Below are 22,265 nucleotides of genomic sequence, written 5' to 3'. Positions count from 1 at the left end.
ATCATGGACGAAGGAGCGGAGAAGGGACGGAACCGACGATGCGGAACCGCAGTGTGGCCGACCTGATGACGCCGACCGCGGTCGCCGTGCAGCCGGGGACGTCGTTCAAGGAGATCGCGCGACTGCTCGACGAGTACGGGATCACCGCGGTGCCGGTGGTCGACGAGGCCAACCGGCCGGTCGGCGTGGTGTCCGAGGCGGATCTGCTGCACCGCCACACCGCCAAGGGCGGGCCCAGCACCGCCGGTGCCATGATGTCCAGCCCCGTGGTGGTGGCCCGCCCGTCCTGGACGGCGATCGAGGCGGCCCGGCTCATGGAGCGGCACCGGGTGAAGCGGCTGCCGGTGGTGGACGCGGGCGGGCAGCTCATCGGGGTGCTCAGCCGGAGCGATCTGCTCCAGCTGTTCCTGCGGCGCGACCGCGCGATCCAGGAGGAGATCCTGGAGGACGTGGTCATGCGCATCCTCGGGCTCTCCCCCGCCGCGCTCCACATCGACGTGGACGAGGGCCGGGTGACGCTCAGCGGCACGCTGGAGCGCCGGAGCCTCGCGCCGGTCTTCGTCCGGCTCTGCGAGAGCGTGGACGGCGTCGTCGAGGTCGTGGACCGGCTGACGTACGACGACGATGCCGAGGACGAGGAAACGGCCTCGGCCACGGACGCTGACACGGCCGAGCACACGGACGACGAGGGCAGCGGCTACCGCCAGGAGGAGGCTCCGCCCCGGCCGTGAGCGCGGACCGGGCCCGCCGGCGGGAGGCCGGCGGGCCCGGTGCGGCCGGCGGTCCCGCTAGGAGACCGCCTCCGGCCAGCCGTATCCGGGACCGGTGTGCTGGGGTACGGTCCCCGCGCCCACCGCCTCCATCTCACGGTTGGCCTCTCGCATCAACTGGGCGGCCAGGTCCTTCATGGCCCGGCTGGCGGCGAGCTCGTCACCGATGGCCGGAACATCCACGTCCGACGGGTTGCAGCGTGCGCTGCCGTGGCCGGTGAGGGTCGACGTCCCGGTGTTCAGATGCGCCTCGGCCTTGGTCCTGCCGTCCTCTTCGACCAGTTCCAGACCGACCGTCCACTCGAGGGTCCGTGTCATGGTCTGCCTCCTCGCGCCGTCGGGACGCGTGCTACCGCCGAGCGTCCCTCTCTGCTTCCAGGATCCATCCACGCGCGCGTGAGCGCGCGGCGACGGCAAGGTCGGCATGCCCGCGTCAGCTCTTGACGCGGACGCGGTTCAGGGGCGCCGGGGTGATCTTCTTGTGGGTCCTGAGGTAGTCCACGAAGCTCTCGTGATCGGCCCCGTTGCGGACGGGGGCGGTGAAGCCGGCGAAGGCGCTGTAGCCGTCGGCTCCGATGACCGTGTACGCGAGCGCGGCCACCCGGTAGGTGCGCTCGGGGTCCAGCGGCCGGCCGTCGATCAGCACGTCGCGGGGCGCGACGCGATCGCCGACCGGACGCGCCGGGTCGTAGCGGTACGAGACATTGCGTGAGACGGCGAGAGGGGCGGACTTCACCGTGCCGTCGGCCTGCTTCTGCCACTGCTGCTCGAGGATCGCGTCCAGCTGACGCCCCTTCACGCCCACGGTGAGGACCGGATTTCCGTAGCCGTAGGCGTTCCAGGACTCGCCGAACAGAATGCGGCCGTCCGCGTCGGCGGCGTGGCTCCCCTTGGCGTACGGCAGGTCGCCGCGTACGGCGGTGCTGCCCTTGGCGGGCTGTGCGGCGATCAGTGCCAGATCGGCCCGCCCGTCGCGCGTGCGGTTGGCGTTCCAGTACTGGACGTCGGCGTACAGGTCGGCAGCGGTGCTCTCGCCCGCGGCGTTCGGCGTACGCGTGAAGGAGCCGGTCTGGGTCGCGAGCGGCTCGGCGAAGCGCGCGGCTCCGCGCGCGGCCCAGAAGTCGACGATCTTCTGCATCTCGCGGTCCGGTGCCACGTCGCGCGTCACCGCGTGATTGACCGAGCGGGTGCGGTCCCTGAGGACCTCACCGGTGTTCGCATCGAGGGACAGGTTGATCTCGCTGATCAGTGCGCCGTGATTGCCCGCTTCGACGACCGGGCGCGGCACGCCGGCCGGGTCGGGCACCATGCAGTTGAAGCGCGAGTGCCAGTCTCCCGTGACGACCGCGTCGATCTCGGGTGTGACCCTCTTCGCCAACTCGATCACCGGCCCGTAGGCGGAGTCGCACACGTTGTAGCCGGAGGTCGCGGCGGACTTCGGCGAGCCGCCCTCGTGCACGTTGAGGACGATGGCCTCGACCCCGCGGCGCTTGAGCTCCTGGGTCGAACGCTCGATGGTCCGCGCCTGGTCGAGTGCGCGCAGTCCCGGCTGGTAGGAGGTCGAACCGGTGACGGCGGCTTCCAGGGTGGTGGTGATGAAGCCGACCGGGACGCGTCGGCCGTCGGCGGCGCGGAACCACTCGATGCGGTACGGATCCACGACCGGGCGACCGGTCCGTGAGTAGACGATGTTGCCGGACTGGAAGTCGAAGTCCGCGCCGTGGAAGCGGCGTCCGGTGGAGTCCGTGAAGCAGCTGTCCACGCCGACCGTGCCGAAGCACTGCCCCTGCTCCATGTGCTTGACGAGGAAGTCCGGGGACACGTCCAGCTCGTGGTTGCCCACGGCCGAGAAGCGCAGGCCCAGCTTGTTGAGGACCTCGATCGTCGGCTCGTCCTGGAAGGCGTCCACCTCGAAGGGCCAGCCTGCGAAGTTGTCACCGGTGGAGAAGAAGACGGAGTTGGGGTGCCCGGCGCGCAACTGCTTGAGGTGGGTCGCGAGATAGGCGGCCCCGCCGACGGTGACCGAGGCGCCGCCGCCCGCGGGTATGCGTCCGCCCTGCCCGGGGGTGGGCGGCTGCAGATAGCCGTGGAAGTCGGTGATGCTGAGGAGTTGGACATCGAGGGTGTCGTCTGCGGCGGCCGGTGTGACGGAGAGCGCGCCGCCGACGAGGGCGGCGCTCGCGGCGATGACGCCGATCCGGCGAAGGACGTTTCTCAAGGCGATGACTCCTTCGGAGTGGGACGAGCAGACTCATCTCAACTCCCGCTGGTGTCATGGCCATGAACGTCGGACTGCGCTCCAAGGCATGGGGAATGACCGGCTTCATCGCAGCGCGGCACGATGGGCCGGACGGCCGGACCGCAGGTGGCCCGGTGGCCCGACTGACGCGCCCTCACGTCCGGATTCGGGCCTCGCCGACCGAAGGTCCGTCCACGCGCACGTGAACACGTGGTGGTGGCAGGGGTGGCAGCGCCGACTCGACGTCGTCCAGGGCACGCCGGGCCGCCGCGATCCGCTCGCGCAGCCGCGCCTCGTCGGCCGCATTGTCGTCAGCCGCACCTTTGTCGACCGGTCCCTTGTCGGCCGCTCTCCTGTCGACCGCACTCTTGTCGACACGGACGCCGGAGGCCGTCCCTTCCGCCTCCGCCTTCTCGATCTCCCGGGCCTCCTCCAGTGAGTTGAGGACGGTGCCGATCAGAGGAAGACCGCGGTGGCGAACCAGCGGGCCTCGGTGATCTCACGGCACCGTTCTGCCACCCGGACCCGGTGGCTGGGGCCCGCCACGGCGGACTGATCGGGCATGTCGGCGCTCCTCGATTCGTTGAACCATGCTCATGTGTTCCAACGGTGAGGATGCGTAAGGGTTCTGGGTGCGACGGTGCCTTGAGGGAGGTCCACACGACCGGCCGGTGGAGGTCCCGTGACCATCGTTCAAATGTTTGAAGGTGGCCCCGTTCCCCCTTGTTAGCGTGAGGACCAGGTGTGACTGATGAGCCGTCAGTCGTGCCGTGATCTGCATGTTTTCCATTGAAAGGCCTCACATGAGACTACGGACCCGCCCGACGCGTCTGGCCGCCGGAGCCGTACTGGCCGCTGCGATGCTGTCCGGGCTCCTGCCTGCCGCGGGTGCGTCCGCCGCCCCGGGCGCGTCGACGTCGGCGGTGACGGCCGTCGAGCCGGTGGAAGGAATGCCGGACGACGGCTTCGCCGACGAACCCGACGGCGAGCAGGACGACTTCGCCGGGTCGACCGGGACGGCCTCGCCGGCCGGTGCGCAGACGCAAGCGCGGACGGGAGCGCAGCCGCAGTCGGGGGCGCTGTCCGAGGCTCTGGCGGCGGACCCGATACCGGGCCGCGCCGGGGACTTTCAACTGGTGGCCGGCTCCTCCCTCACCGGTCTGGTGAACCAGCTCGACGCCGCGCTGCCCAAGCAGAGCCTCACCGATCTGATGGAGCAGGCCAACCGCGATGCCGGCTGGGAGGGCGCCGGCTGCGGTACCACCGGCATCTACGGCCCCGATCTCGCGGCCAACCACCGCATCTGCTGGCAGACCGACGACAACACGTCCTCGGAGTGGGTCCCACAGGCCATCACCGGCGTCTCGGACGCTCAGGAGGACGAGGACTGGGGCACGTCCAACGCCGATCCGATCCTCGTGGGCTCCTACGACAACGAGAACCCGGGCCGGAGCAACTACAAGGCGCAGAGCGACAACTGCGTCCAGGAGGCAGCGTCCGACGCCTGCAACGAGAAGGGCATCCGGGTCAGCTTCTTCAACCAGGCGACCCAGAAGTACCGCCACGTCCTGCTGGTCTGGCCGTACATCAACTCCAAGAACCACATCTCCTTCGACGCGCTGCACGCGCGCGAGGGCACGTGCACGACCGAGGTGACGACGGCCTGCAAGGCGCAGAACGGCATCCACGCCGGCGGCATGGTCTGGTACGGGAACTACCTGTACGTCGCCGACACCGCGAACGGCATGCGGGTCTTCGACATGCGCCGGATCATGGACCTCAACCCGGACAACAACGCGGATGTCAACGACCCGACGCCGGACGGCCTGGTCAGCGACGTCATCGACAAGAAGCGGATCGGGCGCCAGAGCAACGTCTGGTACGGCTTCGGCTACCGCTACGTCATGCCTCAGGTCGCCTCGCTGAAGTTCACCGCGGCGAAGCCGACCGGGCCCACCGGCGGCAACCAGTGCTACGCGTCCACCCGTCCGAAGGCCTCGTACGTCTCCCTGGACCGGGGCGCGACGGACCACCTGGTCCTCGGTGAGTACTGCAATCTCAACAATGGCGGCAACAGCCCGGGCCGGGTCGGCACGTATCCGATGACCGCACTGACGGCCGCGGTCGAGGGGGCGGCCGGGACGGTCGCCAACGCGGATCTGGCCTACGGACTGCCGGCCGACGGGACCTTCAACGGCGAGCCCCTGTGGCACAAGATCCAGGGCGCCACGCGGTACGAGGGCAAGTGGTACTTCCACCGCAGCAACGGCTACGACAACGGGCGTCTGCTCCAGGCCACGCCCGCGATCAACGGCACGATTCAGCTCGTCGGCAACACGAAGGTGCTGCAGTCCTCGTTCGGGCCGGAGGACCTGTACCTGGCGCACGGGCGCGGTGACGGCTTCGCCCCGCAGCTGTGGTCGCTGAGCGAGCACGCCCCGAGCAAGTGCGGAGCGTGCAAGCGTGAGATGTACAGCTACAACATGAGCGCGGTGATCAGCGGATTCGGCTCGTAGAGCCCCGCACCGCGCGAGGGCACCCCAGGGCCGCGCCTTGGGGTGCCCTCGTTTGTCGAGTGCCTCCGCCGTCGAGGTGCTTTGGGTGCGGATCCTTTCCAGGGACGGTTGAGCTGGGGTTTCGCTGATCCGGGTGTGGGTGGGGTGGCGGCTTTTCTACCGTGGCGGTAGAGGAGGCGGTGCCGGATGGGCTCGTTGATCGGTGAGCTGGAGGAACGCCAGGCGGCAGTGCGGTTGCGGGTGGAGGATCTCGAGCGGGAGATCGCTGGGTTGACCGTTCGGCTGGAGGCCGAGCCGGGCCGGCCGGATCGGCTGACGGTGACGCGGGAGACGCGGGGGACGCGGGAGGAACTCGCGGCCGAGGGAGTGGCCCTCGAAGTGGCCCGGCCGCCGGCGGAGACCGAGCCGGTGGGCGGGGGCCGGGTGGTGGGGGTGCAGACCGTGACCGCCTGGCGGGAGGGGATGACCAGCGTGGATCTCCCGCCGGTCTACCGCGGCATCGTGGACGTGGTCGACGATGCGCCGGGGGCGGCGCAGGCGAAGCAGATCGTGCCCAGGACGCGCTCGGTCCGGAGGCCGCGCTGTCGAAGTCGACCCTTGCGGCGGTCTGTACTCGCATCCGGGACGAGTTCGATGCGTGGCGGCGGCGCGACCGGTCCGGCCTCCGGCTGGACTACCTGTTCCTGGACGCCTCGCACTTCAAGATGCACGCCGGGCACACGGCCGAGCCCGTGCTGGCGGCCTGGGGCATCACCACCGATGGCAAGCCCGTGTTCGTCGGCCTGGACTCAGCGAACAGCGAGTCCACCGATGCCTGGCATGGCTTTCTGACCGACCTGGCCGACCGAGGGCTCGTCTCTCGGCTGCTGGTGATCTCCGATGGGGCGAAGGGCCTGATCAGCGCCGCCGAGCAGGTCTTCCCGAAGACGCTGAGCAGAGGTGCACCATTCACAAACTCCGCAACGTCCTGGCGAAGATCAGCGCGGACGACCAGGAGGCCGTCCGCGCCGACTTCTGAGCCTGCTTCGACCGCCGACGAGCAACTGAAGGACATCGAGCCTGGTCAGCGGCTTGTCGAGGCCGTCCAGCGCCGCATCGACGCGTTCATCGAGAAGTGGGCCGGCGCCTACCCCGCCGCCATGCGGGCCATGGCCGCCGACCGGGCCAGCCTGACCGTCTACCTGCGGTTCCCCGCTGAGCACCACAAGCGGATCCGGCGCTCCAACTTCATCGAGCGGACCTTCGGCGAGACCCGCCGCCGCGTGAAGGTCATCGGCCGGTTCCCCGGCGAGACCTCCTGCGTCAGCCTCGTGTGGGCCGTCTTGGACTGCGTTTCACGCGGCTGGCGCGGCTTCACCATGACGCCGCAGGCCTTCCGCACCCTGCAGGACCTCCGCCGAGCACTGCTGGAGCCCCCAACCACCCTCTATAAACTACCGCGTCGAGCCGCTTTTCCACCGCTCCGCGGACGCTGTTGGGGCTCCATGAAAACCAAGAATCCCCATCAACGCGACCCGGAACCCACGGCACCATGCCTGACCAGCTAAAAGTCAGCGATCAAGTGCGGAAAGACAACAGCTTCTAAAGCGGGATCAGCAGTAATAAGGACGACCTTGAGCTGATTGATGGCCTGGGTGCGGGCTTTGACATGGCGCCGCCCACCGGGAGCTGATGCCCTCGGTGGAACACCGCGCTCACAATGACTGAACAACCGGGCCGAGAACTCCCACCAACCCACCCGGCAGCGCGAACGTGCCATGAAGGGCTTCCGCAGCGCCGGGGCAGCCCAGAGGTTCCTGTCCGCGTTCAGCAGCATCTCACCCCACTTTCGTACCCGGCGACATCTTCGCACCGCCACCGTGCATCGCTTCGAGATAACCATCCACTTCACCATCTGGGACCAGATCACCGGGTCGGACCGCCAGCGCTTCCTCACCCGGGGCAAATCCGTCAACACCCGGCGGCAAAGGAACCGTAAGCCCGTCGGCGGCCGCGATCGCGCGAGGCACCATCAGTTCTGCCGGCGACATGGCCCAGAGCCGTGGCATCGAATGCAGGTAGGGGAAGCCGAACGTGCCGCCGGAGATCCGCACGATGGTGCCGTCTTCGCCGGGTTGAAGCGGGATGCGGTGGGTCTTCATCGCGCTGATGTCGACGTCGCGGTAGGGCGCCGACGGGTTCTTCGACAAGAGTGCCGAGTAGATCCGCAGCTTCTTGTTGCCGGACTGGTCCCACACGTCCAGGTCGAGCGAATGAGTTCCCTTGGGGATGTAGGAGTACACCGGGGACTGGGTGAGGCCGCTCGCGAGCTTGAAGTAGGTGTGCGGTGAGCGTCCGGTGGAGCTGGATGCATCGATGTCGTATGTCAACGGAGCCAGCCGGGCCAGGTTTCCGGCGTACCCGATACTGAACCGGAAGATGCCGGCCTTCGGTGCCGACATGGCGGCCCGCACGAGACGATACGTGGACATGTCCACCGAGGGCTTCGCGGTGGTCGACTTGTCGAGCACGGCCTCCCACCGGTGTCTCCTGGGGTTCCACCACTCGACTCCGTAGTAGACGTCCCGCGGGGCATAGGGGGACTCGTCGGCCTTGGGCCACCACAGGTTGAAGCCGATGGTCTGACCGGGCTGGTTCGCGTGCGTGAGGAATGCGGCGGGCGTCTGGTAGCCGGCGTTGTAGAAGAATTGGCCGTAGCTCCCCGGCCAGACGAACTCGCGGACAAGGGTGAGATCGTTCTGGTCGATGTCTTTCGCGAGAGTTCCGTCGGCGAGCGTGGCGTCGTCGAACCGGTCGACGTTTACCTCGGGCCAGTGCGCCCGCACCTGCTGCCACCAGGACGCGGTCTCGGCAGCGGTGTAGTGCGCGGGCCCCGATGAGGTCGCCGGACCGGCGACGGCCGCGGGGTCGGTCGAGCCGTACACGTGCCTCATGAGCGCGTACATCGCGTTCATGTACGCCATCTGGCCCTTCCACACGAATTCCCGGGTCTCGGGCGCGGTGTCGTTCAACTTGCCGGTGTCGTAGAGGAAGTAGTAATACCAGTACTGTTTCAGGTCGTCGATGCGGCGCTTGACGGCGGGCTCGGTAGCCGGGATCTGGTCGTCGGCGTCGGTGATGAGCTGGATCGCGTGGCCCCAGGAGGACGTGGAGTTCACCGGGTAGTTCGGGGCGAGCAGGAAGTCGTAGTACTGCTTCATAGTGCGCCAGGCATTGCCGAAGGAGCGTTGCAGCCACTGGTCGCGGATCGCGTCCAGTTGACGGGCCGACATCGCCGGGTTCCACAGTTTCGTGGCCGTCAGGTAGTAGCCGAGGCCGAACTTGCCGAAGTTGAAGTCGGTCTCTATGACCTGGGCTCGCACGCCTGCGTCGTGGTGGGTCGAGTAGTGGTCGCTGATTGCGGTGGGGGAGAAGTCGGCGAGCGCGGGAAGCCCGGACATCGCCCAGTCGTTGTAGTAGGCGTTGCTGAGGATGCCGTAGTCCGCGAGGGGCTCGGGGAGCCAGACGTGGAGCGCCTTGGCTACGTCGAGGCGCGTCCGGAAGGCTTTCCATTTCCCGAGGCCGCGGTGCTTGGCGAATCCGGCCACCATCACCCGGAGGCGGGGATCGCCGAGATTGAACCCCGGCGGCACGTCGTGGTAATTGTACGAGTAGAACGTGGCCCGGGCGAGCGATTTCTTCGACGCTCCGCTGGAGGTCACCTGCTGCTCGGCGGGCAACGTGTCGATCCACCGGTCGTACTCGCGCTGTATCCACAGGGCGAATGCGTACATCGCGTCGCTCTGGGACGCTGGGTCCCATTGTTCGTTGGGTTGGTCGAGGCCGTAGGACCCGTTCAGCGCGTACGGTGCGCCGAACGGCAATCCGTTTTCCTTGAGATATTCGGGATACCAGTTGGGGTTCTTCCGGTATTTCACGAATGCTGCGTCCGAGGCGCCGCCGTCCTCCGGTTCGATCGCCATTGGTGTGATCTTGTCTGGTTCGGTTTTGAACGCGACCTCGGTCATCTCCTCCACGCCCGCGAGCACGATGGAACGTACGGCCCGCACCGACACGTCCAGGACGGCGGCGAACCCTACTTTTTCATGGGCGCTTTGTTCGACCCAGGTTGTTCCGTTGGAGAAGTAGACCTTGCCGGCCTCGGGTGCGTCCGGGGCGTCGCTGTTGATCCAGAGGTGTGCCGGAACGGTGGATGGGGGGGTGACCAGCCGCTGCGCATCGAGGCCGAGATCTGTGGGCGCGAGGAAACCGGCGGTGTCACCGGTGTCACGGATGTGCCTCGCCACCGCATGGTGATAAGCCTGCAGCGAGTGGCCGGTGAACACTGGCATGGACTGGCTGGTCAGCCGGGCACCGACCCGCCAGCGCTGGTAGCTGCGGTCTACGGTCTCGTCGGCGGGGTCGCTGAGCGACCGGTTGTAGATCGTCCCTACCCCGTAGGACTGGCCGCTGGTCGGCCAGAGCCGACGCAGGTAGTAGCCGGGACGGCCGCCGTGTTCGGTGTCGAACACCAGCGAGCGCGAATGGTCGGGTGCGTCGACCCAGTTTGGGCCCATGCCGAGGACCACGTAGCCGGCCGATTCGGCGAGATCCGCGGCCGCGTCGACGAGCCCGTCGTTGGTGTTGGCGACGAGGACCGTCCGGTCGGCCTCGGTTCGGATGTAGTAGGCCTCGTTGGCGTTGTAGGCGCCGGAGCCGTCGTCGGCCAGGGCCTTGCGGACCTTGGGGTCGTTCTTGATGTCCGGGGTCGCCCCGGCCAGGGTCGTGAACACGATCCCGTGCGACAGGTCCGCCGAGCTTCGCACCGGCAGCGTTCGTCCGGTCATCTTCTTGACCGCGTCCTGCAGGAACTGGACCGCGTCGCGCAGCTTGCCGGCGTCATACACGTACGACGCCTCCGGCATCTTGAGCAGGGCTGACCAGTCGGCCCCGGTGCCATTCGCCGGGTTGTATTGGACCACGATGTTCGGTACGACGAATGCGGGAGCATCGCTCCACACGACAAATGGTTTCGGCATGGCCTAGTCCCTGAGCTCGGACACTCACGCAAGCTTGCCAGGCGGAGCTCAGCGGTTCCGCTCGCGCGGGCTTACCTGATCTTGAATTGGTGGGCGGCGGCTGCTCAATCTCCCGCGACGCGGCCCTTTTCTGGCGTATTCGGTTCCCATCCCCTTGAACGCGTTCCAGGGGAGCGTCGTTCAGGGGGCTTCAGGAGCTAGGGCCGACGCCCCGCCGCACGTCCTGCCCCGGCTCGGTGGCCCATGCCGGAAGCCGGACCGCGACCCCGTCGCCCCGGGCCAAGACCACCGTGCGCCGTATCCTCCGGCGCATCGACGGCGACACACTGGATACCACCGTCGGAAGCTGCTCGCCGGGCGCGAACGCGCCGCCGGCCAGGAGTACGTAATGGTCTCTCTTTCAGTAGACGCCTGCTGGCCGCACGCGGCAACATCACGCTGAGCGTCTGGGACCAGATCACCAGCGTCGCGGGCCAACCCACCACGGCCTGAGCACAGGCCCGGACCACGGGCCACCACGCCCCGACGCACCATCAGGCATTGAGAGCACCCGACAACTTGACAGTGCCGGGACGCGGCCGACGGCGGCGCAGCCCGTCGGCGTAGGCCTGGCCGAACTTCACACACCAGCGGCGGATCGTCTCGTAGGAGACGATCACGCCCCGCTGCAGCATCAGTTCCTCGACCTCGCGGTAGCTGAGCGGGAACCGGAAGTACAGCCACACGCAGTGGGAGATGACCTCCACCGGGTAGCGGTGCCCCTTGTACGACGGCGCCGGGTTCACCATGACGATTTCCCTCCAGCGTGATCAATCCGAAGATCCAACCACGTCATCCGCCAACGTGACAGCGCCTCATGGAGGCATACTTGCAGGGCGTGTCCACCCGAAGTGTGGACGACCTGGTCAAGGCCCTCGGTGGCGACACCGGGATCTCCAAGAGCGAAGTGTCCAGGATCTGCGGCGACCTCGACCCGGAACTGACGGTGTTCCGCACCCGGCCCCTGGGCCACTCCCGCTTTCCCTACGTTTACCTCGACGCGACGTACTGCAAGGCCCGGGTGAACCACCAAATCGTCTCCCAGGCCGTGGTCATCGCCACCGGCATCACCGAGGACGGCGGACGCGAGTCCTCGGGCTACGGTGGGCGACAGCGAGACCGAGGTGTTCTGGAGCGAGTTCCTGCGCTCGCTGCGCGAGCGGGGTCTGACCAGGGTCCGCTTGGTCATCGCCGACCACCACTCCGGCCTGGTCAAGGCCGTTCGCAAGGTCATGCTCGGGGCCGCCTATCAGAGGTGTCGCGTTCATTGAAGCCGTCAAGAATCAACCTGTTGCTTCGCGATCAGCAACTCGTTGGCTTGGTATGGCGATCACGGAGGAGATGCTGTCCCAACTGTCGCGGCCGAGGGAGTGGCCCTCGAAGTGGCCCGGCCGCCGGCGGAGACCGAGCCGGTGGGCGGGGGCCGGGTGGTGGGGGTGCAGACCGTGACCGCCTGGCGGGAGGGGATGACCAGCGTGGATCTCCCGCCGGTCTATCGCGGCATCGTGGACGTGGTCGACGATGCGCCGGGGGCGGTGCAGGCGAAGCAGATCGTGCCCAGGATCGGGCTGCCCGCCCAGACCTCGAACATCGAGGCGACGTGTCGAAGCTGAAGCGACTGGTCGAGCGAGGCTGGCCGGCCGAACAGACGCCGGGGCAGTTCACCGTCTAGGCCCACCGGGCGGCGGCCGGCTCGGTGAGGTAAGTCAACTCCCGGTGTTCAAGGGGCTCTTCTCCCTACATTCGTAGGTGCGAACCGAAACGAACATCAGGAAGAAGAGCCCGGATGGAACGCTACGGCACCAGCGATGTCCCCGACCCGTTTGCCTGCACGATGGAGGGGGTTAAGTCGCTGGCAGCACGGCTGTCGGCGCGTGAGACCGCCGAGCTGGACCACGCCGCGGTGGAGCATCTGATCGAGGTCGACGGCCGGGAGATCCTGCGCCGCTTCTTCCAGGACCACCTCGATCTGCGCGCGGTCCGCGAAGAACAGCACCCGCCATCGGAGCCGGTCCTCGGTGCGGCCGGAGAGAAGCGACCGTACCGCGAGCGGGGACACGAACGGCAGCTGACCTGCCTGTTCGGCAAGGTGACCGTGACCCGGTGCCCCTGGCGGCGCCGCGGGCGGGCCAATGTGCACCCGGCGGACGCTCAGTTGTCGCTGCCGCGCGGCCGGCACAGCCACGGCATCAAGCGCCTTGCGGTACGCGCACGGCGGCGCAAGGCGACGATCCACATCCTGATCGACTTCGTGCATGTCGCGGAATATGTCTGGACGGCCGCCCACGCCTTCCACCGGGTCGGCAGCGAGGCGGCAGAGACCTTCGCCGCGGAGAAACTCACCGCGATCCTGCACGGACACGCCGCCCGCATCACCCGCGAGATGACCACGCAAGCCGAGAAAGAACAGCTCACCGGCTCCAAGCGCGAGGCCGTCGACACCTGTGTGCGCTACCTGACCGGGCACCTCGCCCGGCTCCGTTACCACATCGCACTGAAGAACGGGTGGCCGATCGCGACCGGCTCCGTCGAGGGAGCCTGCCGCCACCTCGTGGGCGACCGCCTCGATGTCACCGGCGCCCACTGGGGCCTCGACAGCGCCGAAGCCGTACTCAAACTCCGCGCCGTCCACGCCAACGGTGACCTCGACGACTACCTCACCTACCACCACACCCGCGAGCACCAGCGCACCTACCCCGACCAGCGGGACTACCAACTCGGCGCCTGAACAACGACCTTCCCCCAGAAAGATCCGCACCCAGGTGCTTTTGCTGTCAGGGGGTCTTCGATGTCGCGGCGTCTTCGCTGTCAGGGGGCCGTGAAGAGGCGGGGGAAGCGGGGGCCGAGCCAGGGCTTGCGTCCCCAGCTGAGCGCCCGGCCGCGGGCGATGGCCCCCCACGGTTCGATCCGGCCGAGGCCGAGCAGCAGGAAGGCGACCGGCTCGGTGAGGACGGTGCAGTCCGGCCGTTCCGGGGGCTCGGCCGTGGCCCGTACCGCGTTCTCGGCGATGGTCACGCCGAAGTGGGCACCGCCCCACAGGCGCACCGTGTAGCGGGCGGTAAAACCGGCGACGGCGGCGGGGTCGGCGACCCGGGGCATCGCGGTGATCATGAACGGCAGTGTCAGTTCGACCCGGGCCCGGTCGATCATGTGGGGTCTGCCCAGGGCCAGCGCGAGGTCGTAGCCGTGTCCCAGCATGTGGGTGAGCAGGTACGAGCCGAACACGGCGGGCCCCATCGGGCCCAGGGGCGTGGCGAGGACGTCCTCGGGGGCGCGCGCCTCGATCGCCGTGAGGAAGGCGTCCGCCTGTTCGGTGATCATCTCGGCGAGAGGCCGGGCCGCCCGCTCGCCGAAGGCGGCGAGGGCTTCTTCGTTGGCCGCGGCCAGGCTCTGCGGCGTCCCGTCGCCGTGGGTGCGCGCGCCTCCCGCGGCGACGTCGGCCATCAGCTCGTTGGCCTGCGCGAGGTGGGCGGCGGCCTCCCCCACGGTCCAGGAGGACCGGGGCACGGGCAGCCCCGTGTCGGTGGCGTCGCGCAGCACGCCTGCGATGTCCGCGGCGGTGCCGCGTATCGCCTCGCCGAGCCCTTCGGGCAGCACGCCCCGCGACGGTCCGTCGGGCACACTCACCATGCTCGTCTCCCCCTCGGCTCAGGACTCCTTCGGCCCTGTGGCGCGCCGTTCGGCGACAAGGTACGCGATTCCCGGCAGCGTCAGCAGGGCGCTGCCCCACAAGGGCAGGAGGAACAGCGGTTCGTCACCGGCCAGCTTCTCGGTGAGGACCAGGACCGGCAGTCCGACGACGAGCGCCACGATCCAGCCCCTGCCGAGGCCGAGCGAACCGCGGCGCAGTTCGAGGAGGACGGTGGCGACACCGATGCTCAGCCAGAAGGCCAGCCGCCCCGCGGTGACGTCCACGGTCGCCGTCCGGTGGACGAGGTGCGAGATCAGCAGCAGCATGCCCACGACGAAGGGAATCAGCGCCGCCATGCGCAGCACGCGCCGGTGCAGCGGCATCCGTGCCCTGGCCCAGGAGGCGGCGAATGCCTTGACGTCGCGGCCGACGACGTCCTGCGGGGTGCGGCCGGCCGCCGCCGCATCATCGAGGTGGGCAGTGAGTTCGGCGAGCATCTCGCGGACGGATGCGTCGTCGATGCCCCGGTACTCCCAGTTGCTGCGGCAGACCGCGAGCACGCGCTCGTTCGTCATGGTGTCGTTCCCCCTGTGGGTGGTGCGTCTTCCGTCTTCTCGGCCAGAATCCGGCCGGCCTGGGTGGCGAACTCCCGCCACACCGCCCGTCCGTGGTCCAGCTCGGCCCGGCCGGCCCCGGACAGCCGGTAGTACTTGCGCGGCGCCCCACCGGTCGACGACGGGGCGCGGAACGACTCGACGAGCCCCGCGCGCTCCATCCTGGCCAGGAGGGGATAGATACTCCCCTCGCTCACCAGCTCCAGGCCGCTCTCCGTGAGCGCCTCCACGAACTCGTAGCCGTAACGGGGCCGTTCGGCGATCAGCGAGAGCAGGCACAGGTCGAGCACACCGCGCAGAAGCTGGCTACGCCGTTGGTCGCCGGCGGTCGACAGCCCCTTTGTCATGCGGTGCATGGTAGTCGCGCACTGTCTTGCGCCGCAAGGCATTGAAACTCGACATGCTCGGCGGCGCGGCTGCCGGGTCAGGCCTCCATCGTGCTGAGCACGACGAACGCCCAGACGACCACGCCGACCGGCACCACGACGGCCACGGCGCCCAGGACGGTCCCGGCCCACGCCCGGCGACGGGCGGCGGCGCCCGTGCCGCGCGTGGCACGCAGCACACCGATGCCGGACACGAGCGCGCAGATGCCGACCGGGACGATCAGATACACCGGGAAGAACCGGAGCCACGGCGGGACGGCCTCGGGCAGCCAGGGCAGGCCGCCCATGACCACGGCGCCGAGGCCCAGGAGCCGTACGGGCCGCCCTCGGTCTCCGTGCCTGTTCGAGCACCGCTAGGGTTTCGGCCTGTCACCACGGCAGGCAGCTGAGCACCACGGGGAGTCGGGAACGTGCAGACGCGTACGGGAACGGGTGCGGAGACGTTCCAGCCGCTCGGGGACGACGATCCGCGCACGGTCGGGGCGTACCGTCTCGTGGCGCGGCTCGGAGCCGGCGGGATGGGGCGGGTCTACCTCTCGTACACGCCCGGCGGACGGCCCGTCGCCGTGAAGGTCATCCGTCCCGAGCTGGCCGACGACCCCGACTTCCGCGAGCGGTTCCGCCAGGAGGTCACCAACGCCCGTCGCGTACAGGGCGTGTACACGGCGCCCGTTCTCGACAGCGACACCGACGGCCGTACGCCCTGGCTCGCCACGGCCTACGTTCCCGGGCCCTCCCTCGCCGACGCCGTCAAGAAGCACGGGCCGCTGCCCATGTCGACGGTGCTCCTGCTGACCGCGGGGGTGGCCGAGGCCCTCCAGGACATCCATCGGGCCGGGATCGTGCACCGCGACCTCAAGCCGTCGAACGTGCTGCTCGCCCTGGACGGACCCCGCGTCATCGACTTCGGCGTGGCACGAGCCGCGGATGCCACCGCCCTCACCCACAGCGGGTCCGCCATCGGGACACCCGCTTTCATGGCGCCCGAGCAGGCGCTGGGCGGGGAGATCACCGGGGCGGCCGATGTGTTCGCGCTCGGCCAGATCGCGGCGTTCGCCGCGACCGGCGTGGGCGCCTTCGGCGACGGCCCCTCGCACGGGGTGCTGTACCGGATCGTGCACGAGGAGCCTCAGCTCGGTGAACTCCCCGCCGAGATAACCGAGTTGGTGGCCGGCTGCCTGCGCAAGGTCGCCACGGAGAGGCTCACCCCGGCCGACGTCATCCGTCTGTGCGCCGCAGCCGACCCGGAGCGTGGCCTGCGACGCTCCGAGAGCTGGCTCCCGGCGCCGGTGGCCGGGCAACTCGCCCAGCACGCCGCCGTCCGCGAGCCTGAGCCGGAGTCTCAGCCGGAGCCGCGGCCGGCTCCGCAGGACACGATGGCCCTGCGCCTCCCCCACCAGAGCGCGGGGCACCGGGCGGGCGCGGTCCCACCGTCCGGATCCTCCGCGGTATCGCCCCCAGCACCGGGCGCCGCACCGTCCGCCGCACCCGGCGGCGCGCCGGGCGGCATGACCCCCGCGCCAGGCGTGTACGGTCCGCCCGCCGCCGGTGTTCCGGCGCCGGGCCCCGCCGGCGGCCTTCCCGCCGGCGCGTTCGGCGCACCGCCCTCCCCCGGCGGCTCGCCGTACTCCGCTCCGACCGGTCCGGGCCACCTGGGCCCCGGGCCGCGGCGCCGCACCAAGCGGCGGGGGCTGGTCGCGGCCGGGGCGGTCGTCCTGACCGCGGCCACGGTCACCGGGGCGCTGTTCCTGTCCGGCGTCCTGCGCCCCGGCGAGCGCGCCGACGAGGCGAACGGGCAGGCGGGGCAGACCTCGACGCCGCCGGCCGAGCAGCACCCGACCCGTACCGGCCTGCCGTCCGCACCGCCCTCGAAGGCGCCGGGGGCGAGCGCGTCGGCGTCCCCGTCCTCGTCCGACACGCCCACCGCGCCGCCCGCGTCCGCCGGACCGACGGCGTCCCCGACACCTTCCGCCTCCTCCAAGCCCTCGGCCTCGACGGCGCCGCAGCCGCCCTCCACCACGTACGGCGGCATTCGCATGACGGCCAAGCACGACCTGTACCTGGCCGACCGTCCCGTACGGTCCAAGGCCGACACCGGCGCCTACGACGAGGACCTCACGTACGCCGTGTACTCCTCCGGCGCCGTCGTGGCCCCCGGATCCACGAGCCGGAGCCAGCTGACCCGGCTGGCGCCCCGCGCCGCGGGGACGCTGGACTCCTGCCTCGCGCAGACGGGCAGCGAGAAGTACGTGTGGGTCAGGGACCTCGCCGTCGGCGACCGGCTGTGCCTGATCAGCGGCACCGGCCACGTCGGCCTCATCACCTTCCGGGGCACGGCGCCCGCGCCGGGCACGACGGACCACATCACCGTGGACGTCAAGGTCTGGCGCGACGCGGTGAAGCCGGTGGGCGGCTGACCCGTGGGTGGCTCAAAGCCGGTCCTTCACGCGATGCCGAGCCGGGACACCAGCCCCCGCCGCACGAGTGCCGCCCCGTCGGCGGGCCGGACCGCGGTCCAGGAGGCTCCGGCGGCCAGCACGGTGGCGGCGCTCGCCACGCCGAGGACCGCTCCCGCGGCCACGTCGCCGGGATAGTGCACGCCGGTGTGGACACGGGAGTAGCCGACCGCGCCCGCTAGGACCCCGAGCGGGACCGAGACCACGGGCAGGACGACCCCCACGGCGGTGGCGAACGCGACGGCCGAGGCGGTGTGTCCGGAGGGGAACGAGGCCGAGGCCGGCATGGGCACATGCCGGGCCACGGCGACCCGGGCCGCCTCCCGGTCGGGGCGCCGCCGGCGGACCAACCGCTTGCCGATCAGATTGGCCGAGGCGGAGGCCACGGCGACCGCTCCCACGCCCGCGAGGGCCGCTCGCCGGGGCCGGCCGGGGAACACGGCGAGCGCGCCGGCGACGACGAACGAGATCTTGGAGTGGTCGGCCGCTCTGGACAGCCGCCGCAGCCCCCTGTCCAGCGTGGGGGTGGGCGTGCCGGCCACCGCCGCGTACACGGCGCCGTCGACGACCCGCAGGTCGTGGAACGCGGCGGCGATGTTCTGCCGCAGCGCCCGAGGTGCGCGCCGCCCGTCGGCGTCCTCCTTGGCACCGTCCGTGTCCCGCTCCCGCGGCGGCCTCACCGTGCACGTCCCAGGGCGAGTGCGGTGATCCACCGCCAGTTCAGGGGCGAGCTCGGTGCTACGGTGCCGGGCCGGTGGCGTGGGACGAGGACGCGCAGGGCACGCGGGCGGACGGTGCAGACGACGGGCGTGGGCAGGGTCAGTGCCTCACCGTCCACCGCGACGGGGATGGTGTCCATTCCTGCCGAGACCTCCACTGTGCGTGCCGTCAAAAGGCTGAGCCCCTGCGATCGTCCTCCCCGCACGGCGAGTTCCGCCGCCTGGGCCGCGCTCTCCACACGAAGGCCGATCACTCCGAGTTTGCCGCGATCGAGCCGGGCCCGCAGGCCCGTGGCCATCAGATCGGGTGTGGCGTAGGGGTTGTTGCTGACGAGGATCGCCTGCTGTCCGGTGAGCCGCTTCTCACCGGCGGTCGCGTCGAGGCGCGGTCCGCTCCCCCCGAGCAGGTCGGGCAGGAGGTTGAGGGCGGTTCCCGCCTTCGCGTCGCGGTACTCGGGGCGCTGGACGATGTCCGCGTACACCCCGAACGAGACGGTGTTGACGAAGGGCCGTCCGCTGACCGTGCCCAGGTCCACCCGGAGTTGCTCGCCGTCGGTCAGGGCGTCGAGACAGCGGGCCGGGTCCGCACGGTCGAGGCCGAGGTCCATGGCGAAGTGGTTGCGGGTACCGGCGGAGATCACCAGGAAGGGCAGGTCGTGCTCGGCGGCCACCCCGGCGACCAGCGCCTGGGTGCCGTCGCCGCCCGCCACCCCGAGCAGATCGGCCCCGTCGGCGACGGCCTTGCGCGCCAGCGCCTCCACGTCGGTTGCGCCCTCTGTGTCGAGCAGGTGCACCCGGGCACCCAACTTCTCGGCGCGCTCCACGAGCCCGAAGCGGCCGACCTTCCCGCCGCCCGACTTCGGGTTCATGATCAGGACGGGCCGCCGGGGCCGCGGCCGGGTCTTGCCGCGCATCACGTACGCCTTCCCGGTCGCGCGCAGGGCGGCCCGCGCGCAGATCAGGGCCAGGACGTAGAGCCCGAGGGCCAGGAGCGCGTTGCCCCACACGCCTTCGTCGATGTAGTGGATCAGAACGCCCACGGGCGCGGCGACCGCGAGGAGCGCGCCGAGCAGCCGGAGCGGTCCGCGACGGGCGAGCAGCCACCACACTCCCGCGGCGGAGAGGACGATGCCGCCGAGTCCGCTCAGGAGGACCAGCGGCCCGGCCTCGCCCAGCGCCAGGAACAGCACGACGACCGCGGCCGCGATCGCGAGGAGCGCGCAGCGGGCCAGGAGCCGGGCCGCTGCCCTCGTTCGTCCGGAACCACCCACCGGTACCACCTCCGGTCCCAGCCTCCCCCACTCGGCCCTGTCAGGCGCCCCGGACGGCGCCGTTCGGGAGATGTTTTCGCGCCAAAGTCCAAGTCCCACCGTGGTTGCGTCCATGGGCGCGACCGGGAGCGCGGTGCAGGCTGCCGTACCCCAGGGGCAGGAGAAGGAGGACTCGTGTCAGGTCGAAGAGCAGGTCTGCTCGCGGCGGTTGCCGTCGCGGCTCTCACCGTGACCGGCGCCGGTACGCCGGCAGCGTCGGTGGCTCCGGCGACGCCGGTGGCGATGGCGGCACCGGCAGCGATGGCCATACCGGCAGCGTCGGAGTCGTCGGCGTCGGCGGAGAGCGCCGCCGCCGGCTACACCGTCACCGTCGGCTCGAAGGGTTCGTGGACGCACCCGGACGACACCCCCGCGGCCACCTACATCGACAAGGACGGCACCTTCTACTTCCAGCAGGCACATGCCCTGTACGGCGCGACGCAGCCCCGCAAGTGGACCTTCTTCACCGGCACGAACTTCGACACCGCGACCCGGTCCAGCGCGATCAGCGATGCCGTGAACCCCACCAACGGGAACGACAGGAACAACGACACGACCTGGCGGTGCAACAACAGCCCGACCGGCCTGGAGTCCACCGCTCCGCCCGCCGGTTCGGGCTACTCCCAGAAGAACTTCTGCGATCTGGCGGGTGTGTGGGTCGATCCGGACACCGGCGACTGGTACGGCCTGGTGCACAACGAGTTCACCCCGCAGCCCTTCGGCGACGGTGTCCACTACGACGGGATCGACTACGCGGTCTCCACGGACCAGGGCCGGACATGGACCATCAAGGGCCACGTCCTCACCTCTCCGTACAGCACCAAGAGGGGTGACACCGCCGCTTTCCCGCAGCAGACGTACCACTACGGTGACGGCGACCCGCGTCTGTTCGTGGACACCGCCTCGGGCTACTTCTACGTCTACTACGGCTCACGGATCGTGGAGAAGGGCGGTGGCTGGAAAGCCTTCCACGGGCATGTGGCCCGCGCCCCCATCTCCGGCAAGATGGCGCCCGGTTCCTGGCGGAAGTGGTACGACGGAGCCTGGACCGAGCCCGGCGTGGGCGGCCGCGAGAGCAACATGGTGCCGGTCGGCGCCTCCAGTGCCACCGGCTACACACCCGTCGCGGATGAGTACGACCCGGCGAACGCCGGCACGGTCAGCCAGCAGGTCGCGGCCGGCATGATGCCCCCGACCTCGCCGCTGTTCGTCATGGACATCACGTACAACGCGTATCTGGGCCTGTACATCGGCGAGCCGCAGGCCGTGGACCAGAGCGGCAACGCGCCGCAGCAGTTCTATGCCACCGACGACCTCTCGAAGCAGCAGTGGCGGCTGATCGGCGACACCGGCGGTCACACCAACGCCTCCTGGTACCGCTGGTTCCTCGACAGCGTGAACAGGACCGGCTCGTCGATCGTCGGCAAGTCCTTCCGCTCCTACTGCTCCTTCGGGTGCTCGGGCGGTTCCTCCGGCGAGTACGTGAACCTCACCATCGGTACGTCGGCGCCGGCCGCCCCCGTCGACCCGAGCAGGACCTACCGCATCGCCTCCGGGACCGGGCGTGTCCTCGCCCAGGCCACGAGCGGCTCCGCCACCACCTCCCTGCCCGCCGCCACCGGATCCGCCCGCGAGACATGGATCTTCACCGCCAACGGCGACGGCTCCTACCGCGTCGCCAACGCCGCCACCGGCGGGCTCCTGGGGGTGGACTCCGCCGTCACGGGCAGCCGGGCGTGGGGCACGCGGCCCACGGTCACCACGGCGGGGGCGAGCGGTACGACCGTCGGGCAGCAGTGGTTCGTCGTCCCCGGCACCTCCGCCGGCGGCGCGGCCACCGGCGCGTACCGGCTGGTCAACCGCTACAGCGGTCTGGTGATCGGCATGTCCGCCGACTCCGGCCGACCGGCCGAGACCACACCCGCCCGCTTCTGGAGCGACACCACGGGCGGCGGTGTCGGGGGATCCCGTACCGCGGCGGAGCAGACCCTGACGCTCACGCCGGTGGGCACGGCGCCCGACACCCTCGACGGCGTCCGCACCCTCGTCACCGGGGGCAAGGCCCTCGACAACCCCAACCACAGCACCACCCCGGGCACCCAGCTGATCACCTGGACCGCCAACGGCGGCGCCAATCAGCAGTGGAGGTTCACCCAGCAGCCGGACGGCTCGTACGAGCTCGTCAACGCCGAGTCGGGGCTGTGCGCCGATGTCGACGGCGGCTCCATCACCGCCGGAGCCCGGGTCATCCAGTGGACCTGCACGGGCGGCACGAACCAGCGTTGGCGGGTCACCCGGCCGACGGGTGGCACGGGTGACCCGTACACGGTCGCCTCGGTGAAGAGTGGCCTGCTGCTCAGCACCGCCTCGTCGTCCGACGGCGCCCTGGTCACCCAGCGGCCCGACTCCGGGTCCGGCCTGCAGCGGTGGACGATCACCTGACGCGGGCGCGCGGCCGGCGTCGGCCTCGGCCGGTCGTCACTCGGCCGACCGTTCCAGCTTGCGCCATCCCGGGCGCACGTTCCCGGGGCAACGACCCCGGAGGACGCTCAGGGAAGCGCGACCGC

Annotated in this window: 17 protein-coding genes and 3 pseudogenes; 10 read left to right on the top strand and 10 right to left on the bottom strand. The window is 70.1% G+C overall.

The window, feature by feature from the left end; genetic code table 11:
* Positions 1-38: 38 nt before the first annotated feature.
* Positions 39-731, top strand: coding sequence for a CBS domain-containing protein (locus tag ABZ939_RS25440; protein ID WP_361859439.1), 693 nt, complete (start codon positions 39-41; stop codon positions 729-731).
* A gap of 57 nt (positions 732-788) precedes the next feature.
* On the opposite strand, the gene ABZ939_RS25435 is transcribed toward ABZ939_RS25440, so the two are convergent.
* Together ABZ939_RS25435 and ABZ939_RS25430 are read right to left on the bottom strand one after the other, a co-directional pair.
* The gene (locus ABZ939_RS25435; RefSeq protein WP_361859436.1) at positions 789-1,088 is read right to left on the bottom strand and encodes a DUF1876 domain-containing protein; all 300 of its coding nucleotides are present in this window, start codon (positions 1,086-1,088) and stop codon (positions 789-791) included.
* Positions 1,089-1,203: 115 nt separating this feature from the next.
* Complete coding sequence (locus tag ABZ939_RS25430; RefSeq protein ID WP_361859433.1) at positions 1,204-2,988, bottom strand: bifunctional metallophosphatase/5'-nucleotidase; 1,785 nt, start codon at positions 2,986-2,988, stop codon at positions 1,204-1,206.
* A 223-nt stretch (positions 2,989-3,211) separates the two neighbouring features.
* On the opposite strand from ABZ939_RS25430, the gene ABZ939_RS25425 reads away from it, so the two are divergent.
* From ABZ939_RS25425 to ABZ939_RS25410, 4 genes and pseudogenes are all read left to right on the top strand, one after another.
* A complete protein-coding gene (locus ABZ939_RS25425) occupies positions 3,212-3,448 on the top strand; it encodes a hypothetical protein (RefSeq protein WP_361859430.1) in 237 nt (78 codons plus the stop codon).
* Positions 3,449-3,812: 364 nt separating this feature from the next.
* Positions 3,813-5,525, top strand: coding sequence for a hypothetical protein (locus tag ABZ939_RS25420; protein ID WP_361859427.1), 1,713 nt, complete (start codon positions 3,813-3,815; stop codon positions 5,523-5,525).
* A 449-nt stretch (positions 5,526-5,974) separates the two neighbouring features.
* Positions 5,975-7,072: a transposase gene (locus ABZ939_RS25415; RefSeq protein WP_361859682.1), complete on the top strand. Its 1,098-nt coding sequence runs from the start codon at positions 5,975-5,977 to the stop codon at positions 7,070-7,072.
* Positions 7,073-7,172: 100 nt separating this feature from the next.
* Positions 7,173-7,327 (top strand): annotated as a pseudogene (locus tag ABZ939_RS25410) (DDE-type integrase/transposase/recombinase); the annotation flags it as partial.
* A 15-nt stretch (positions 7,328-7,342) separates the two neighbouring features.
* On the opposite strand, the gene ABZ939_RS25405 reads toward ABZ939_RS25410, so the two are convergent.
* Positions 7,343-10,543, bottom strand: coding sequence for a hypothetical protein (locus ABZ939_RS25405; protein WP_361859424.1), 3,201 nt, complete (start codon positions 10,541-10,543; stop codon positions 7,343-7,345).
* A gap of 611 nt (positions 10,544-11,154) precedes the next feature.
* A pseudogene (locus ABZ939_RS25400) lies at positions 11,155-11,331 on the bottom strand (IS6 family transposase); the annotation flags it as partial.
* A gap of 68 nt (positions 11,332-11,399) precedes the next feature.
* Between ABZ939_RS25400 and ABZ939_RS25395 the strand changes: the two are divergent.
* The 3 genes and pseudogenes from ABZ939_RS25395 to ABZ939_RS25385 all read left to right on the top strand — a co-directional run.
* A pseudogene (locus ABZ939_RS25395) lies at positions 11,400-11,850 on the top strand (transposase); the annotation flags it as partial.
* A 102-nt stretch (positions 11,851-11,952) separates the two neighbouring features.
* The gene (locus ABZ939_RS25390; protein ID WP_361859421.1) at positions 11,953-12,195 is read left to right on the top strand and encodes a hypothetical protein; all 243 of its coding nucleotides are present in this window, start codon (positions 11,953-11,955) and stop codon (positions 12,193-12,195) included.
* Between the two features lie 173 nt (positions 12,196-12,368).
* A complete protein-coding gene (locus ABZ939_RS25385; protein WP_361859418.1) occupies positions 12,369-13,310 on the top strand; it encodes a hypothetical protein in 942 nt (313 codons plus the stop codon).
* 80 nt (positions 13,311-13,390) lie between these two features.
* Here ABZ939_RS25385 and ABZ939_RS25380 read toward each other — a convergent pair whose 3' ends face one another.
* The 4 genes from ABZ939_RS25380 to ABZ939_RS25365 all read right to left on the bottom strand — a co-directional run bounded on the left by ABZ939_RS25380 (position 13,391) and on the right by ABZ939_RS25365 (position 15,500).
* Positions 13,391-14,212 (bottom strand): maleylpyruvate isomerase family mycothiol-dependent enzyme, encoded by an 822-nt coding sequence (locus tag ABZ939_RS25380; RefSeq protein ID WP_361859415.1) that lies wholly within the window; start codon positions 14,210-14,212, stop codon positions 13,391-13,393.
* An 18-nt stretch (positions 14,213-14,230) separates the two neighbouring features.
* Positions 14,231-14,788, bottom strand: coding sequence for a hypothetical protein (locus tag ABZ939_RS25375; protein WP_361859412.1), 558 nt, complete (start codon positions 14,786-14,788; stop codon positions 14,231-14,233).
* The gene (locus ABZ939_RS25370; RefSeq protein ID WP_361859410.1) at positions 14,785-15,174 is read right to left on the bottom strand and encodes a PadR family transcriptional regulator; all 390 of its coding nucleotides are present in this window, start codon (positions 15,172-15,174) and stop codon (positions 14,785-14,787) included. The genes ABZ939_RS25375 and ABZ939_RS25370 overlap by 4 nt, the downstream gene beginning before the upstream one ends.
* A gap of 77 nt (positions 15,175-15,251) precedes the next feature.
* Positions 15,252-15,500 carry a hypothetical protein gene (locus ABZ939_RS25365; RefSeq protein ID WP_361859407.1) on the bottom strand — a complete coding sequence of 83 codons (249 nt, stop codon included), beginning with the start codon at positions 15,498-15,500 and terminating at the stop codon, positions 15,252-15,254.
* 123 nt (positions 15,501-15,623) lie between these two features.
* Between ABZ939_RS25365 and ABZ939_RS25360 the strand changes: the two genes are divergently transcribed.
* Complete coding sequence (locus ABZ939_RS25360; protein ID WP_361859404.1) at positions 15,624-17,630, top strand: protein kinase; 2,007 nt, start codon at positions 15,624-15,626, stop codon at positions 17,628-17,630.
* A 26-nt stretch (positions 17,631-17,656) separates the two neighbouring features.
* On the opposite strand, the gene ABZ939_RS25355 is transcribed toward ABZ939_RS25360, so the two are convergent.
* Both ABZ939_RS25355 and ABZ939_RS25350 read right to left on the bottom strand, forming a co-directional pair.
* On the bottom strand, positions 17,657-18,277 hold the full coding sequence (locus ABZ939_RS25355) for a phosphatase PAP2 family protein (RefSeq protein WP_361859679.1): 621 nt from the start codon (positions 18,275-18,277) through the stop codon (positions 17,657-17,659).
* 68 nt (positions 18,278-18,345) lie between these two features.
* Positions 18,346-19,659, bottom strand: a complete 1,314-nt coding sequence (locus ABZ939_RS25350) for a diacylglycerol kinase family protein (RefSeq protein WP_361859401.1) — start codon at positions 19,657-19,659, stop codon at positions 18,346-18,348.
* A 282-nt stretch (positions 19,660-19,941) separates the two neighbouring features.
* On the opposite strand from ABZ939_RS25350, the gene ABZ939_RS25345 reads away from it, so the two are divergent.
* Complete coding sequence (locus ABZ939_RS25345) at positions 19,942-22,140, top strand: RICIN domain-containing protein (RefSeq protein WP_361859676.1); 2,199 nt, start codon at positions 19,942-19,944, stop codon at positions 22,138-22,140.
* Positions 22,141-22,265 lie beyond the last annotated feature (125 nt).

The organism is Streptomyces sp. NPDC046712 (assembly GCF_040645695.1).
In the GTDB taxonomy this organism is placed as follows: domain Bacteria; phylum Actinomycetota; class Actinomycetes; order Streptomycetales; family Streptomycetaceae; genus Streptomyces.
This window is presented reverse-complemented; position numbering and strand designations above follow the sequence as displayed.

Bases quoted from the DNA above. Each gene is read 5' to 3' on its own strand.
- ABZ939_RS25375 (WP_361859412.1), bottom strand. From the start codon at position 14,788: ATGACGAACGAGCGCGTGCTCGCGGTCTGCCGCAGCAACTGGGAGTAC.
- ABZ939_RS25435 (WP_361859436.1), bottom strand. From the start codon at position 1,088: ATGACACGGACCCTCGAGTGGACGGTCGGTCTGGAACTGGTCGAAGAG.
- ABZ939_RS25380 (WP_361859415.1), bottom strand. From the start codon at position 14,212: ATGGTGAGTGTGCCCGACGGACCGTCGCGGGGCGTGCTGCCCGAAGGG.
- ABZ939_RS25370 (WP_361859410.1), bottom strand. From the start codon at position 15,174: ATGACAAAGGGGCTGTCGACCGCCGGCGACCAACGGCGTAGCCAGCTT.
- ABZ939_RS25440 (WP_361859439.1), top strand. From the start codon at position 39: ATGCGGAACCGCAGTGTGGCCGACCTGATGACGCCGACCGCGGTCGCC.
- ABZ939_RS25365 (WP_361859407.1), bottom strand. From the start codon at position 15,500: ATGGGCGGCCTGCCCTGGCTGCCCGAGGCCGTCCCGCCGTGGCTCCGG.
- ABZ939_RS25405 (WP_361859424.1), bottom strand. From the start codon at position 10,543: ATGCCGAAACCATTTGTCGTGTGGAGCGATGCTCCCGCATTCGTCGTA.
- ABZ939_RS25420 (WP_361859427.1), top strand. From the start codon at position 3,813: ATGAGACTACGGACCCGCCCGACGCGTCTGGCCGCCGGAGCCGTACTG.
- ABZ939_RS25345 (WP_361859676.1), top strand. From the start codon at position 19,942: ATGGCGGCACCGGCAGCGATGGCCATACCGGCAGCGTCGGAGTCGTCG.
- ABZ939_RS25385 (WP_361859418.1), top strand. From the start codon at position 12,369: ATGGAACGCTACGGCACCAGCGATGTCCCCGACCCGTTTGCCTGCACG.